Below are 14,435 nucleotides of genomic sequence, written 5' to 3'. Positions count from 1 at the left end.
GGCGGCAGTCGAGGAGGGCGACCCGGTGCAGCAGCTCCAGGGGCTCTACGCCAAGCTCGAGGTGCTCCAGCGCGAGCTCGGCGTCGAGGAGCCGGCCGACATCGTCGAGCTCGTGCGCTCGATGGAAGACCAGCTCGCCGACCTCTACGAATCCCAGGAGAAGCTCAGCCAGGACGGCCTGCCGACGAGCGAGGAGATCACCGACCTCATCGACAACCTCGAAGCGCAGCTCGCGGAGTTCTACGAGGAGCGCGAGCAGCTCGCCCGCGCCAACATCGCCGATGTCCCGACGGCGCTCGAGATGATCCGCTCGATGCAGGAGCAGCTGACCGTCCTCTACCGCGACCAGGAGATCACGTCCGCGACCGACGTGGGCACCCTCCACGAGGCCGATGACCTCCCCGAGACCGCGCAGAACGGCTTCCGCATGCTCGACGCCGAGATCGAGCGCTCGAAGCGCTACGCCGCTCAGCTCTCCCACATGCGCGCCGAAGTCCAGAACCTCCGCGTGGAGCTCGAGCAGGCCGGCTCGATGCGTGACCACCTGGAAGCCTTCGAGGGCCGCCTCGACCAGCTCCAGCGCAAGAGCCTGGAGACCACGGGCGAGAAGCTGCTCTCCGCCCAGCGCCTCGTGGACCTCACGCGCAACCTGGAGCACCAGCTCCGCGCGCTCCAGTCCGAGAAGGGCCGCATGACCGACTCCGGCATCGCCGACGTGGACGAGGCGCTCACGCTCATCGCGAGCCTGCAGGCGCAGCTCCGCACCCTCTACGCCGAGAAGCAGCAGCTCCTCTCCGTGGGCTCCAACGACCCCGACGAGCTCATCGCCATGATCGAGCGCATGGAGGACCGCATCGCGCGTCTCACCTCCGACAAGGAGCAGGCGCAGCACCGCGACGCGCTCTTCCTCGAGGAGCTCGGCATGACCGACCCGCACCACATCATCCAGCGGGTGCGCAAGCTCGAGAACCGCCTCGAGGCCGCCAGCGCACAGGCCGATTTCGACGCCCTGCTGGGGCCGGCGCTGGAAGACGGACCGCCCGAGGTGGCCGTGCCCACCGGGCCGACCGTGGAGCCCTTCGTCGGGGCCGACCTCATCGGCCAGCTCGCCACGCTCAGCGACGAGCAGCTGCGCAAGCTGCGCTACGGCATCGTCCGCCTTGACAACCAGGGCAGCATCTGCTTCCTGCACGAGCACGAAGCCGAACTGGGCGACCTCGACCCTGACGCGGCGCTAGGCCGCCACTTCTTCCGCGAGGCGCTCCCCAGCGCGAACAGCCGCATCTTCTACGGCCGCTTCAAGCAGGGACAGCGCGAAGGCCACGTCCACGCTGCCTTCCCGTATACCCTCACGGATGCCGACCAGCCGATCAACCTGGTCGTGCAGGTCTGCCGCACCGACGACGCCGCAGACACCTGGATTTTCCTCAAGCGGTCATAGCCACCGCCCCTCCCTATACCCGTTTCCTCGTACCCAACCTACGCTAAGAACCTATGACCACCGTCACTTCCAACGGAACCGCCCCCGCTACCGCGGAGGCCCCGCTCTCCTTCACCGGTGACCTCGAGCAGCTCAAGCAGCTGAGCGGTGCCGAACTCGACGCCCTCGACTTTGGCGTGGTGAAGGTGGACGACGAAGGCGTGATCGCCTTCTACAACACCTACGAGTCGCGGCTCGCCGACGTCGCGCCCGAGCAGGCCGTCGGCCGCAACTTCTTCACCCAGGTCGCACCGTGCTCCAACAGCCGCCTCTTCCACGGGCGTTTCAAGCAGGGCGTCGCGCGCGGCGAACTGGACGTGCAGTTCATCTACACGTTCACCTACAAGATGCGCCCCACGCTGGTGCGGGCGCGGATGTACCGCGACAGCGCAGGTCAGAACTGGCTGCTGATCAAGAAACGCTAGTCGGGGCCACCGGTCTGAGCGGCAGTGCTGGCCCCCGGGTGGTCCGCCCCTAGCGGACTTGTCTTGGGTCCACCTGCCGACGGGCATGTGCGCTCCGCCCGTGCGCAGGCGGCGTCGCCTGCTCGGCTAAGCTCTGCCTGGATAATCAGTCTGAAGCCGAGCACGAGCAGATGGCTTCGTCTCGCAAGGCGCGCGAATCCGCAGGATCAGGGAGCGCAGCGACCTCACCGGGCACAGCCCCGCTACGGGGATGCAGCTGGGCGTGGCGAGCGGAGGCCGATGCCGTGCGCAGGCCGGAAATGGATTTCCCAGACACAGCCTAGCATGGCACGCGGGCCTAGCCCTGTGACGCCCCTCTGAACGCGCACGCCGCGCACGGCCTCTGTCCATGTCGTTTGTCTCTCTTGAGGCTCTCCCGAGGCCTCCCTCCGGTCCCCTTCCGAATGCCCCCTCCGTACGCCTCTGCTGCTCCTAGCACGACCGCCGCTCCGCCGGGGGCGGGGCAGCCTGAAGGCTGCTCGGGACGGGCACGCTGGAGGCAAGCGCTCCGCGATCGGCTCCGCGAACGGCCCCAGCCGCTGCTCGTATGGGACGATGCCGCCACACCCGGCGCATCCCTCTGGGTGGGGGCCCGCCACTGGGTCGAGACTTTTCGTAAGGTTGGACTCAGGCCCGGCGACCGGCTTGTGGTGGCCCTGCCTCCGGGCGCACCGTTCGTGCAAGTGCTCGTCGCGGCGCTCTGGGAAGGCATCACGCTGGCCCCAGTTGCCCCGGACGCCAACGCTGAGCGCGTGCTCGGCGAGCTAGACGCCCGTGCTGCCGTGGTCGCGTCCGCCGCCGCAGGCGTGCCTGCTAGCGTGGGCATGTGGGTGCCCGACGGCGTGGCGGGTCCCGTACAGACGCTGCCTCCGCCGCGCACTGCCGCTGAGCCTCCGACGGAGGACGTCTGCTTTCTGCTGCGGACCTCGGGGACGGAGGGAGCCCCGCGCTGGGTTGCCCTCAGCGACGCCAACGTGTTCGCGGTGCTCGGCAGCCACCGGCCGCACCTGGGACTCTCGGAGAGCGCGTGCGTGCTCTCGGGACTGCCATGGCACCACGCCTTCGGCCTCGTGCTGGAACTGCTACCTGCGCTGCTGGCCGGAGCCGAGATTGTCCGGGTCCAGGCGCCGCGCGACCCCGAGGCACTGCTCGCCGCCTTCGACACCTGGAGTCCGACGCACTTCTCGGCGGTGCCTCTCACCGTCCGGCGGCTGCTCGGCGCAGGCGGTCGTGCACGGCTGCACGGCCTCGCCGGCGGGATCGTCGGCGGCGCTCCGATCCCGCCCGACGTGGCCGAGGGGCTCCGAGGCTCTGCGCTGCGGGTCGGCTACGGCCAGACCGAGGCGGGCCCCGGCATCGCGCTCGGCGAGCCGGGCCACTTCGTCCCCGGCTACCTCGGGCACCCGCTCGGCTGCACCGTCCGCCTCGCCTCGCGGGGCGAGGTGCACTTCAGGGGGCCCAACGCACATGTGGGCACCTGGACGGCACAGCACTACCGCGCGCTCGACCCCGACCGTTGGGTCGCTACCGGGGACCAGGCGTGCCCCGCGGCCCACGACCCGACCGCCTTCACCTTCGCCGGACGGCTCAGCGACTCGTTCAAGCTGTCCAACGGTCGCTTCGTGCAGGCGGGACGGGCCGAGGCGACGCTGCGCGCGACCGTGCCCGGCCTGCTCGACGCGGTCCTGTGCACCCTCGACGGCGAGCACCTCGCCCTCGCGCTCCTGATGCCGGCAGGGGCGGTGCCGCCCGCGGCGTCCACGCTGCGCGCAGCCCTGGGGCCGCTCGGCGACCGTCTCACCCGCGCCGAGGTGGTCGCCCCGGAGACGTGGGTCCAGCACAGCAAGGGTACCCCTGACCGAGCGGCCATCGCCCACCTACTGACCTCAGCCTGACGGCGTCAACCGCCTCACGTTACTCGTCCCATGACCTCCATCCTACTTCACCTCGGTCCCGAGCACACCCTCACGCCGGACACGCTCGAGGCCGCTGCGCTGACCGAGCGCCTCACCGTGCGTCTCTCGGATGAAGCCCGCGCGTCGATGCGTGCCTCGTGCCAGGCGCTGGAAGCCGCCCGCGAGCACGGACATCCGATCTACGGGATCACGACCGGCTTCGGGCCGCATGTGTGCTACCCGGCTGCCTCGGACGGCAACCACGGTGCTGGACTGATCGCTCACCTCGCCGCCGGGAGCGGCACCTACGCGCCCGCGCCGATCGTGCGGGCCACTATCCTGGCGCGCGCGCAGGTGCTCGCCCAGGGCTACTCCGGCGTGGACCCGTCGCTGGCGGAGGCGCTCATTGCGCTCACGAAGCATGGCATCGTGCCCGCCGTACCCGAGGTGGGGTCGGTCGGGGCATCGGGCGACCTTACGCCGCTGGCGCACGTCGTGCGCGTGCTCACCGGCGAAGGGACCACGCTGCACCGCGGCCTCCGCGAGCCTGCCCGGCGCACCCTCCTCCGGGCCGGCCTCCGCCCGGTCTCCCTTTCGGGGCGTGAGGCACTCGGGCTTGTCAACGGGACGGCCTTCATGACGGCCTACCTCGCCCTCGCGGTGGCGCGTGCCGAGCGCCTCCTCGAGATGGCGGAGCGGCTGACCGGCTGGATGTACCGCGCGCTCGGTGCCCGGCGCGCAGCCCTGGACGACCGCTTGCACCGAGCCCGCGGCCACGAGGGACAGTGCCGCAGCGCAGAAGTCATCCGCACCGAGATCGCGTGGGGCGACGCGGCCGAAGCCGAGGACGAGACGCGCCCGCTGCAGGAGGTCTACGCGCTCCGGTGCGCGCCCCAGATTCTCGGGGCCTGCCGCGACAACGTCGCGCATGCCGCACGCCTCGTCGAAGTCGAACTCAACGGGGTCTCGGACAACCCCGTCGTCTTCGCCGGCGGCCCGGCCGTGCTCCACGGCGGCAACTTCCAGGGACAGCAGATCGCCTTCGCCGCCGACGCGCTCAACGCGGCGCTCACCCAGATCGGCGTGCTCGTGGAGCGCCAGGTCGACCTCCTCCTCGACCCGAAGCGCGGCGTCGTAGGAGAGGCCCCGCTGCTGCTGGCCTGGGAGCCTGGGGCTACGAGTGGTTTCGCCGGGGCGCAGCTTACCGCTACGGCCCTCGTCGCTGAGCTACGGCACCACGCGCAGATGAGCGCGGTGGCGTCCATCCCAACCAATGGCGGCAACCAGGACGTCGTCTCGATGGGTACGCTCGCCGCGCGGACAGCCTACACCCAGACAGAGCGTCTCGCCCCGATCCTCGCCGCGGCTGGGATGGCTCTCGTGCAGCTGGGGCATCTCCGCCGTCACGGCCGGGCCGGGGGTGCGCCCGTGACCACGCCGCCGTGGATGCCGCGCTTCGCCCCGCTCCAGCGCGACCGCGCGCTTCACGAAGACCTCAACCGCATCGCGGTCCGCTGGCTACAGCCGAACACCGAGGGCGTCGCTGTGCCCGTGCTCGCTGGTGCGGAGGCCGGTCCCTCGAACGCACCCGCCCAGGGCGACGGCGCGGCCGACTCTGACGCGGAGATCCCCACCTGGGAGTAAACGGCCCTCCGGCGACGACAGAGCAGGGAGACCTGGAGGCTGCTGCAAGGGTCGGCTCGATGGGTTGCTTGGGGCCAGGATGACCGCCCCGAGTACTTCGCCTGCAAGGCACCGGGTGGCGGAGATGCGCCGGGATATCGAGGCGCTGCTTCAGCTCTTCGAGGCAGCTCTGGTAGCGCAGGCCGCGCTCGAGAGCGCCTCCGTCCTGCCGCTCGGAGGTTTTGAGAACGCTGCCCCTGACGCTGCAGGCTTCGCGCAGGCTGTGTCGCGGCCGCGGGCCCGCGGCCGGCCTTGCCAGAGAACCGGCCTTGCCAGAGAAATCGCGGGGTCCTGGCGCAACCTGCAGGTGCGAGGTCCGTCTCGCGGTCAGCGTCCGTTGTCCGCCCGGACGGGGCAACGCGGACTGCGCTGTTTTTCCGGGTCCGATTCCGTACCTTGCTCCCCCGACCGCCCCTGAACCCCGCTTCGATGGACCGCTCCGCTACGCACGACGACGCCCTGAAGCAAGTGCTGAAAGAAGCCCTTGCCGAGACGCTCCACGAGCAGCGCGAGTGGCTCCAAGAGGTCGTCGCCGAGGTGCTCGAAGAGATGGCGCTCGACGAGGCGCTCCGCGAGGTGGAGGCCATCGAGCGGCTGAACCCGCCGGGGCCGTTCGGCGCGGTCGAGGGCGAAGCGTAGGCTACGCCGCCTCCGGCTCCAGGGTCTTCGCCGCCGCTTCGCGCTTCTCGGCGCGGCGGCCGAGCTCGCGGATCATCCCCTTGAAGATCGACGGGTGGACGGGCAGGATCGCGTACCAGTACGCCAGCCCCAGGAGTCCTTTGGGCTCGTAGAACGCCGTCTGCACGATGCGCGAGGTCGGCGTGCCGTTCGGACTCGGCTCGGGCTCGATCTCGAACTGGAGCCAGGCTCGGCCCGGCAGCTTCATCTCGGCGCGCAGCCGGAGCAGCCGGTTCTCCTCGATCTCCTCGACGCGCCAGAAATCGATCGCCTCGCCGACGCGGACGTCGGACCGGTTGCGCCGGCCGCGCCGGAGTCCGGGGCCGCCGACGAACTGGTCCATCACGCCCCGGATCCACCAGAGCGGGTTGCCGTAGAGCCAGCCGGTCTCACCGCCGATGGCCTTGACGACGACGAAGACGGACTCTGGCGAGGCGTTGACCACCAGTTCGCGCCGGTCGCGGATCATGCCTTTCTCACTCGTCAACTCGTTTGCCTCCTTCCCGCCGAGGCTCGACGAGAGCGACCCCGACCACGAGGTCTCGACCTCGTTTTGCCGGAAGCGTTCGAGCGCGAGCCGGACCGCCGCTTCGTAAGGAATCGGCTCCACGTCGAAGAGCGCCTGGCCTTCAGGGTTCTTGACGACGACCTCGCTCTTGAGGCCTTCGATGAGCGGGCGCGCGATCGCCGGCGAGATCGGCGTGACGAGGCCCGCCCAGAGCGACGACAGCTTCGGGGTCAGGAACGGGACGTGGACGACGAGCCGCCCGAGGCCGCGCACGTCGGCGTAGGTGCGGAACATCTGCTCGTAGGTCAGCACCTCCGGCCCGCCGATCTCGATCACGCGGCCTGCTGTCTCGGGCAGTTCGAGAGCGTCCATCAGGTAGCAGAGCACGTCGCGGATGGCGATGGGCTGCGTCCGCGTCAGCACCCACTTGGGCGTGATCATCACCGGCACGCGCTCGGTGAGGTGGCGGATCAGCTCGAACGACGCGCTCCCGGAGCCGACGATGACGGCGGCGCGGAACTCGGTCAGCGGCGGCCCGGCCTGCCGGAGCACCTCGCCGGTCTCGATCCGGCTGCTGAGGTGGACCGAACTGTCGGATCCCGCCGGCTCGATCCCCCCGAGGTAGATCACGCGGTTGACGCCCGCGGCCTTCGCCGCCAGGCCGAAGTTCTCGGCGGCGCGGCGGTCACGCTCGGCGAAGCCCTCGCCGGCCGCCATCGAGTGGATCAGGTAGTAGGCCGTGTCGATGCCTTCCATCGCTGCGGTCAGCGTCTCCGGCCTCAGCACGTCGCCCTGGGCGATCTCGACGCGGTCGGTCCAGTCGAGACCGGTGAGGCGGTCGGGGTCGCGGACGAGGCAGCGGACGGTGTGGCCGCGGTCGAGGAGGCGCGGCGCGAGGCGGCCGCCGATGTAGCCGGTCGCTCCGGTCAGGAGGATGTGCTGGGCCATGGTTCAGGAGGCGGAGTGGGAGAGAGGACTCGGTGTTGAACCGGACAAGGGCCTGCTGGGTTCTGCCGTTTTCACCGTATGTTGGAACTTGTCAAGAGGACGTGTGATTCATACCCCTCCACTCTCTCATCCACGCACCTCACACGAGGCCCTTCATGGAAGCCACTGACCGCAAAGACGATACCCAGACTTGGCCCGAACTCGCCATCGGACTCTACGACAAGCTCACCGGGCGCGGTGCCGAGATCACCTACGAGTTCGACAACTTCGACCTCTACGTCCCGAGCAGCACCGGCAGCGACCAGCACGCCCACTGGAAGATGAACGGCACCATCAAGGTCCGCACCCGCGACGACGCCAACCGGTAGGCGCTGTGCTGCCCCCAGGGTCATCGCTCGACGTCCAGGCAGACCTCTCGCTCACGGTCGACGGCGAGCCGGTCTCACTACGCTCGGAGGGCGACCTCCTCGTTGCCACCTTCCAGAGCGTGCCGCGGGCACTCCGCGTGCTGAAAACACTGCCGCTGCCGGACGGTCCGGGTCGCGTCGCCACGCTGCGCACGGCGGCCGGCACCGTCCGGGCATCGGGTCTGAACGTACTCGTGCGCGTCGGGCACCGGACCGTGGCGCGTGCCGGACCGGCGGCACGTCCTGGCTGGCTGTCCAGGCTGCTCCGTCTCGGGGAGGTGGAGGTGTACGCCCGGCAGGCGCTTCTGGCCGCGCTCGGCCGGTGAAGCACGGGCGGGCTATCTTGGAATACGCTCCGCCTACCCGATGCCGCCATGCCTCGTCTGCTGCTCGCCCTGCTTGCCGCTCTCCTCGCCGCCGGCTGCGGCGACGGGCGCGAAACGCTCGTCATCTACTCCCCCCACGGCAAGCAACTGCTCGGAGCCTACGAGGACGCCTTCGAGCAGGCAAACCCGGACGTGAACGTGCAGTGGCTTGACATGGGCAGCCAGGAGGCGTTCGACCGCGTCCGCACCGAGGCCACGAACCCGCAGGCGAGCCTCTGGTGGGGCGCGCCGCAGACGATGTTCGCGCGGGCTGCCGAGCAAGACCTCCTCGACCCCTACACCCCGACATGGGCCGACGCCGTGCCCGACGGGGAGCACGACGGAGAGCACCGCTGGTACGGGATGTACAAGACGCCCGAGGTCATCATGTACAACCACGACGCCGTGGACTCGGCCGAGGCCCCGACGGCGTGGGACGACCTCCTCGACCCGCGCTTCCGCGACCGCGTCATCATCCGTGCCCCGCTTGGCTCGGGGACGATGCGAACCATCTTCGGAGCGATGATCCAGCGGGCGGCCTCGGTCGAGGACGGCTTCCGCTGGCTGGCCCGGCTCGACGAGAACACGAAGACCTACGCCGCCAACCCGACGCAGCTCTACCTCTCGATTGCCCGAGGCGAGGGCGACGTTACGCTGTGGAACCTCCCCGACGCCTACCTCCAGAGCCGCGACCTGGGCTACCCCTTCTCGTGGGTGATGCCGGCCGAGGGTACGCCGGTGCTGGTCGACGCCATCGCCCTCGTCAAGGGCGGCCCCAACCCGGAGCGCGCGCGCGACTTCTACGAGTTCGTCACGTCAAGCGAGGCGCTCATCGACCAGGCCGAGCAGTTCCACCGCATCCCGGTCCGCACTGACATCGACGTGAGCGATCTCCCCGAGTGGATGCGGGTGGACATCCCCACGATGGGCGTCGACTGGGACGTGCTCGGTGAGCGCGAGTCGGAGTGGATGCAGCGCTGGGACGAGAACGTAAAGGGCCGAGGCGCGGCTTACCTCGCGGCGAACCCGCCCGAAGCCATCGCGGCAGAGTAGGGTCAGCCCGCCGCCCCAGCGGCGCGCACGCTCGCCTGGCCGGCCCCGTACATCTGCATCGTCTCCGGGTCCTGGACGTAGGCGACCACGGCGACCTCCTCGGCGTTCAGTCCGGCCGGCAGCGGCAGCGTCTGCGTGCCCGCCTCGGCATCGACCGTCGCGAAGGCGCGGACCACGTTGGCATGCTCCAGCGTCCGGCCTGCGTTCTCGCCGCGCGGGATGGACTGCGCGGCGCGGCGCTGGACGAGCGCGAGGTTCAGTACTGTCTCCTCGGGCGCGTCCTCGACGCTGTACGTCACGGTCACCGCGTCGGCCGCTGTCGTCGCGAGCAGACGGATCACGGCCGGGGCCGACTCCGTGAGCGCCTGCCGGATGGCGGACTGCGCCTCGTGCCGGCGCGACCCCACAAACTCGCGCCGCCCGTTGACGATCATCTGCGGCGTGTAGACCCGGCCTGACTGGAACGTGCGGGCGTAGGCGCGCTGCCGCTGCGAGTAGGCCGCGTCGCTGAACGGGTCGGTCCAGCCGAGGCGGTTCCAGTAGTCGACGTGGAAGGCGAGCGGGAGGAGGCGCGGGTCGTCGCGCTCGGCGAGTTCCACGAGCAGGCGGTCGGCCTTCGGGCAGGAGGAGCAGCCCTCCGAGGTGAACAGTTCCACGACGGCCACCGGCTCGGCGAGGCGAAGCATCACCGGCTCGGCCAGCGTCGTGTCAAGGGGTTCAGCTTCCAGGGGGGTCGGCGATGCTGCCAGCAGGCCTATGACGCCCATCGCAAGGGCGAGCACGGCGAGAGCCAGGACGGAGAGGATCTTCATGGCAGAGGTGCCGTTCTGCAAACTGGGGGAAAGGAGCGGAAAGTCTAGCCTAGCCGCTCGGTAGTTTGTGTAAAGTCTCTGTTATATCCAATCAAAGCCGCGCTATATCAGGAAGATGTTCCAAGCTCCTGCGCTCATAGTGACCGCGGGCGGAGCACTCGGCGCACTGGCCCGCTACGGTGTGGGCGTCCTCGCTCTCCGGATGAACGAGAGCGGCCTGCCCATCGGGACATGGACCGTCAACCTCGCAGGCTCCTTCCTGATTGGCCTGGCCGTGCCCCTGCTTGTCGGCAAGGGCGAGCTGCACCGCCTCGCGCTTGTCGTCGGCTTCCTCGGGTCGTTCACCACGTTCTCGACCTTCAGCCTCGACACGCTCGCGCTGTGGGAGAGCGGCCGGCCGGGGTGGGCCGCCCTCAACGCTGCCGGGAGCGTCGTGCTCGGGCTGGCCTGCGCCGCGCTCGGCCTCTGGGTCGGGCGCACCCTGAGCGCGTAGCCGTCGCTACTTGCCGAGGATGTAGTACAGGATCAGCCCGCCGACGGGGAAGAACACGATCAGCAGGGTCCACAGAATCTTGTCGCCCTGCGACCGTCCGCTCTGCCACAGGTTCAGCAGCGCTACGATGTCGAGGATGACGATGACGAGGCCGCAGATGCTGCCGACCGGCCCGGTGACGCGGTCGATCAGGTTGGGACCGCACCCGGAGAGGACGACGGTGAGGAGCGCGAGGGCAGCGACGGGCAGAGCAGCAGGGAAGCGGCGGAGCATCGGCATTGTTCGGAAGGAAGAGAGCGTCGAGAGAAGAGGGCACCGTAGGGGCGAACGGCGTTCACCCTCGCCTGCACTGGCACCGAGGTCACCGGGCGTCGCGCACCTTGCGCTGGCCCCAGACGAGGTAGATCACGAGGCCGACGACCGGGATGCAGATCAGGACGGTCAGCAGCACCTTCGTCCCGATGACGAGGTAGGCCTTCCACACCGAGATCGTGGCGAGCAGAGCGAGGATGCCGTTGAGCACCGCGAGGAGGGTCAGCAGAACCGTCGTGACGAGGCCGGTCAGGGCGAGAGCGAGCATGGCGTGAAGCGTCGATGAACGGCAGAGGCTACGGAGGTGCCGAGGGCGAGGTTGCAGCCGGGCAAGGAACAGGACGCCGGGGTGGCGGGGTTGACGAGGCCAGACGCAACGCCCGGCCCGCATGACAATCGGCTCCGTCCAACTCCCCGAGCGCCCGCTCTTCCTCGCCCCGATGGAGGACGTGAGCGACCCGCCGTTCCGCATCCTCTGCAAGCGGTACGGCGCGGACATGCTCTACACCGAGTTTATCTCGTCCGGCGGCCTCAGCTACGGGGCCGAGGGCAGCGTGCGCAAGCTCGACTTCTACGAGCAGGAGCGTCCGCTCGGCATCCAGATCTTCGGCGGCGAGATCGAGCAGGTCCGCGAGGCGACGCGCATCGTTGACGCCGCCGGGCCGGACCTGATCGACATCAACTTCGGGTGCCCGGTCAAGAAGGTCGTTTGCAAGGACGGCGGGGCGGGCATCCTCCGCAACCTCCCCAAGATGGAGGCCATCACCGCCGCCGTCGTCGAGGAGGCGACGCGGCCCGTCACCGTCAAGACCCGCCTCGGCTGGAACGACGACTCGATCCAGATCGTCGAGGTGGCGCGGATGCTGGAGGCGACCGGCATCGCCGCGCTCGCGGTCCACGCCCGGACGCGGGCGCAGATGTACAAGGGCGAGGCGCGCTGGCCGTGGCTGCGCCGGATCAAGGAGGAGGGCGTCCGCGACATCCCCTTCATCGGCAACGGCGACGCCTTCGACCCGGAGCGCATCAAGGCGATGTTCGACGAGACCGGGGTCGACGGCGTGATGATCGGACGCGGCGCGATCGGCAACCCGTGGGTCTTCCGCGACGCCCGCGCCTACCTCGACACCGGCGAGGTCCCCGACCCGCCGACGTGGGACGAGCGCGTCGCGGTCGTCGCCGAGCACCTCCAGCTCAAGTGCGAGTGGCTCGGCGAGCGCACCGGCGTCCTCGAGATGCGCCGGATGTACGGCGGCTACTTCAAGGGCCTGCGCAACGCCAGCAAGCTCCGGGCGCTCCTGATGCAGCAGCACGAGATGGACGGCGTGCTGGAGGTGCTGCTCAACTTCCGCGAGGACGAGCCGGAGGTACAGGTCGCCGTCCGCGAGGCCGTCAAGCCCGCCCGGCTGCCCAAGAAAATCGCTGCCAAGCTGCCGCGCCCGCGCCGCCAAGCCGCCGAGGCGTAGCGGTTCCGGGTTACGTCGGACCACGGGGCGTGTCTACACGGTCATGCTCTCTACTCCGACCCGCCGCCGCTCCGTCCGGCTGCCGCTGTACGACTACGCGCAGCCGGGAGCCTATTTCGTCACCGTCTGCACCCACGACCGTGCGTGTCTGCTCGGCGAGGTCGAGGGGGAGACGGTGCGACTGAGCGCGGCAGGCGAGATCGTGCGAGAATGCTGGGAGGTGCTGCCCGAGCATTTTCCTTGCGTCGTCCTCGACGCGTTCGTGGTGATGCCGAACCACGTTCATGCCGTCATCGGGATCACGGGCGACGGTGCGACGCCCGACGATGGTGCGACGCCCGACGATGGTGCGACGCCCGACCGTAGGGGTTTGATTAATCAAACCCCTACGGTTGACGATGGCTGGATTTTGATGCAGGTGCCTGGTGTGCCGTTGGGCAAAATCGTCCGGGCGTTCAAGGCGCGGGCGACGCGCCTCATCCGTCAGGGCGGAACGCCTGGTTTCGCGTGGCAACGGAACTACTACGAACGCGTCCTCCGCGACGAACGCGAGCTGGGCCTCACCCGCCGGTACATCGTCGCCAACCCGCTGCGGTGGCGCCTCGACCGACTGCACCCGGATCAGGCTGCGCGCATCCGGTAGAGCGCCTCGTCCAGCCCCCACAGCCCGAGGCCGAGCGCCGCGAGCACGGCGAGCGCCAGCACTGGCTCCCAGATCACGAACCCGCCGACGACCCCCAGAATTCCACCGAGGTACTTGATGTAGTTGAGCTGCTCGTTCGAGGTCTTCTTGAGCAGGTTCTCGAGCTGCGCCTCGTCGAACCCGCGTGCGTTCTCGATGATCATCGAGTAGACGTCGAGCCGCTCGACGAACCCGAGGACCGTCTTCGTGGCGAAGTCTTCGATCTGCTCGCTCCGCGCTTCGACGAGGGCTGGCACCCGGTCGAGGGACTCGTCGAGGCGGTCGAGGACGGGGTCGAGCGCGCCGGGGATCTCCTGGATCGCCCGGTCGATCCGCTGCTGGAAGTCGCGCTCGCCCACGGCGCGGTAGGCGCGGAGCGCGAGGCCGCCGAAGCCCTGGCCGGCGTAGTCCTCGATCTTCTGCCGCGCGAGGTCGGCAAGCTGCTCGCGCATCGCTTCGGAGCCGAGCACGCTCTCGACGTAGGCCGCCGTCAAGTCCTTCAACTCGTCTCGGAACTCGGGGTCCTCGACGACCGAGCGCAGCACGTCGACCGCCTGCTCGCGGTAGCGCCGGATCGCGCCGCTGGCCTCGATCTTAGCCTTGATGATGTCCTCGTTGATCAGCTCCTGCGAGATCGCCTGGGCGAGCCGGAAGATGACGCGCTCGCGCTGCGCGGGAATCAGGCCCTGCGGCACGATGGGCCGCTTCTCGCGCGGCTGGAACAGCATCGTGATCGCCAGCCAGTTCGTCGCAAACCCGATCAGCCCGCTGACCGCGAGGATGCGGAGCAGGCCCGACAGCCCCAGCTCGCGCCCGAAGAGGGAGAGGCTCGCGCCGGGAAAGTCCCACACGAACGAGACGAGGAACAGCGCGCCGAGGACCCACGGGATGAGCCGCATCACCGGCAGGATCGCCCCGAGACGACCCTTCAGGCGCGGCGGCTCGGGTACGGGCGACGGCGCGGACGGGGCACGCTTCGGGAGGTGGCGGCGGACGTAGCGGGCGAGGAGCAGCCCGAGGTCCTGCGCCCGCCGCCTCGTGACGGCCTTTGCCTCCTCGACGGTGTGGGCACGCTCGCCCTCCGGCTCGTTCGGTTTCACATCGACGGCCTCGACGTCGAGCGGCTCGATCTCGTCGGGGCCGATGATGCCGGGGACAGGGGTGATGCGTCGCTTCCTAGAGTCGCTCATGC

At 69.6% G+C, this 14,435-nt stretch carries 16 protein-coding genes; 11 read left to right on the top strand and 5 right to left on the bottom strand.

Annotation, left to right across the window (positions count from 1 at the left end):
* From AAGI91_06065 to AAGI91_06045, 5 genes are all read left to right on the top strand, one after another.
* On the top strand, positions 1–1,441 hold a 1,441-nt coding region (locus AAGI91_06065), incomplete at its 5' end, for a hypothetical protein (protein ID MEM1042179.1).
* Positions 1,442–1,494: 53 nt separating this feature from the next.
* On the top strand, positions 1,495–1,905 hold the full coding sequence (locus tag AAGI91_06060; GenBank protein ID MEM1042178.1) for a PAS domain-containing protein: 411 nt from the start codon (positions 1,495–1,497) through the stop codon (positions 1,903–1,905).
* A gap of 443 nt (positions 1,906–2,348) precedes the next feature.
* Complete coding sequence (locus AAGI91_06055) at positions 2,349–3,839, top strand: AMP-binding protein (protein ID MEM1042177.1); 1,491 nt, start codon at positions 2,349–2,351, stop codon at positions 3,837–3,839.
* 30 nt (positions 3,840–3,869) lie between these two features.
* On the top strand, positions 3,870–5,483 hold the full coding sequence (locus tag AAGI91_06050; protein ID MEM1042176.1) for an aromatic amino acid ammonia-lyase: 1,614 nt from the start codon (positions 3,870–3,872) through the stop codon (positions 5,481–5,483).
* 468 nt (positions 5,484–5,951) lie between these two features.
* Positions 5,952–6,161, top strand: a complete 210-nt coding sequence (locus tag AAGI91_06045; GenBank protein ID MEM1042175.1) for a hypothetical protein — start codon at positions 5,952–5,954, stop codon at positions 6,159–6,161.
* Between the two features lies 1 nt (position 6,162).
* Here AAGI91_06045 and AAGI91_06040 read toward each other — a convergent pair whose 3' ends face one another.
* Positions 6,163–7,656 (bottom strand): SDR family oxidoreductase, encoded by a 1,494-nt coding sequence (locus AAGI91_06040; protein MEM1042174.1) that lies wholly within the window; start codon positions 7,654–7,656, stop codon positions 6,163–6,165.
* Positions 7,657–7,811: 155 nt separating this feature from the next.
* Between AAGI91_06040 and AAGI91_06035 the strand changes: the two genes are divergently transcribed.
* Genes AAGI91_06035 through AAGI91_06025 form a run of 3 tightly spaced genes read left to right on the top strand, consistent with a single transcriptional unit; the run spans position 7,812 to position 9,481 of the window.
* Positions 7,812–8,024 (top strand): hypothetical protein, encoded by a 213-nt coding sequence (locus tag AAGI91_06035; GenBank protein MEM1042173.1) that lies wholly within the window; start codon positions 7,812–7,814, stop codon positions 8,022–8,024.
* 5 nt (positions 8,025–8,029) lie between these two features.
* A complete protein-coding gene (locus tag AAGI91_06030; GenBank protein ID MEM1042172.1) occupies positions 8,030–8,389 on the top strand; it encodes a hypothetical protein in 360 nt (119 codons plus the stop codon).
* Between the two features lie 48 nt (positions 8,390–8,437).
* Positions 8,438–9,481, top strand: a complete 1,044-nt coding sequence (locus AAGI91_06025) for an extracellular solute-binding protein (protein ID MEM1042171.1) — start codon at positions 8,438–8,440, stop codon at positions 9,479–9,481.
* A gap of 2 nt (positions 9,482–9,483) precedes the next feature.
* Here AAGI91_06025 and AAGI91_06020 read toward each other — a convergent pair whose 3' ends face one another.
* The gene (locus tag AAGI91_06020) at positions 9,484–10,293 is read right to left on the bottom strand and encodes a DUF1223 domain-containing protein (protein MEM1042170.1); all 810 of its coding nucleotides are present in this window, start codon (positions 10,291–10,293) and stop codon (positions 9,484–9,486) included.
* 115 nt (positions 10,294–10,408) lie between these two features.
* On the opposite strand from AAGI91_06020, the gene crcB reads away from it, so the two are divergent.
* A complete protein-coding gene (crcB, locus tag AAGI91_06015; protein MEM1042169.1) occupies positions 10,409–10,786 on the top strand; it encodes a fluoride efflux transporter CrcB in 378 nt (125 codons plus the stop codon).
* A gap of 6 nt (positions 10,787–10,792) precedes the next feature.
* Here the strand turns inward: crcB and AAGI91_06010 are convergent, their stop codons facing one another.
* Both AAGI91_06010 and AAGI91_06005 read right to left on the bottom strand, forming a co-directional pair.
* On the bottom strand, positions 10,793–10,975 hold the full coding sequence (locus AAGI91_06010; protein MEM1042168.1) for a PLD nuclease N-terminal domain-containing protein: 183 nt from the start codon (positions 10,973–10,975) through the stop codon (positions 10,793–10,795).
* A 172-nt stretch (positions 10,976–11,147) separates the two neighbouring features.
* Positions 11,148–11,366: a hypothetical protein gene (locus AAGI91_06005; GenBank protein MEM1042167.1), complete on the bottom strand. Its 219-nt coding sequence runs from the start codon at positions 11,364–11,366 to the stop codon at positions 11,148–11,150.
* Positions 11,367–11,487: 121 nt separating this feature from the next.
* On the opposite strand from AAGI91_06005, the gene dusB reads away from it, so the two are divergent.
* Positions 11,488–12,561, top strand: coding sequence for a tRNA dihydrouridine synthase DusB (gene dusB / locus AAGI91_06000; protein ID MEM1042166.1), 1,074 nt, complete (start codon positions 11,488–11,490; stop codon positions 12,559–12,561).
* A gap of 43 nt (positions 12,562–12,604) precedes the next feature.
* Positions 12,605–13,204 carry a transposase gene (locus AAGI91_05995; GenBank protein MEM1042165.1) on the top strand — a complete coding sequence of 200 codons (600 nt, stop codon included), beginning with the start codon at positions 12,605–12,607 and terminating at the stop codon, positions 13,202–13,204.
* On the opposite strand, the gene AAGI91_05990 is transcribed toward AAGI91_05995, so the two are convergent.
* Positions 13,183–14,433 carry a DUF445 family protein gene (locus AAGI91_05990; GenBank protein MEM1042164.1) on the bottom strand — a complete coding sequence of 417 codons (1,251 nt, stop codon included), beginning with the start codon at positions 14,431–14,433 and terminating at the stop codon, positions 13,183–13,185. The two genes, AAGI91_05995 and AAGI91_05990, sit on opposite strands and share 22 nt — an antisense overlap.
* Positions 14,434–14,435 lie beyond the last annotated feature (2 nt).

It is taken from the genome of Bacteroidota bacterium (assembly GCA_038746285.1).
Taxonomy (GTDB): domain Bacteria; phylum Bacteroidota; class Rhodothermia; order Rhodothermales; family JANQRZ01; genus JANQRZ01.
This window is presented reverse-complemented; position numbering and strand designations above follow the sequence as displayed.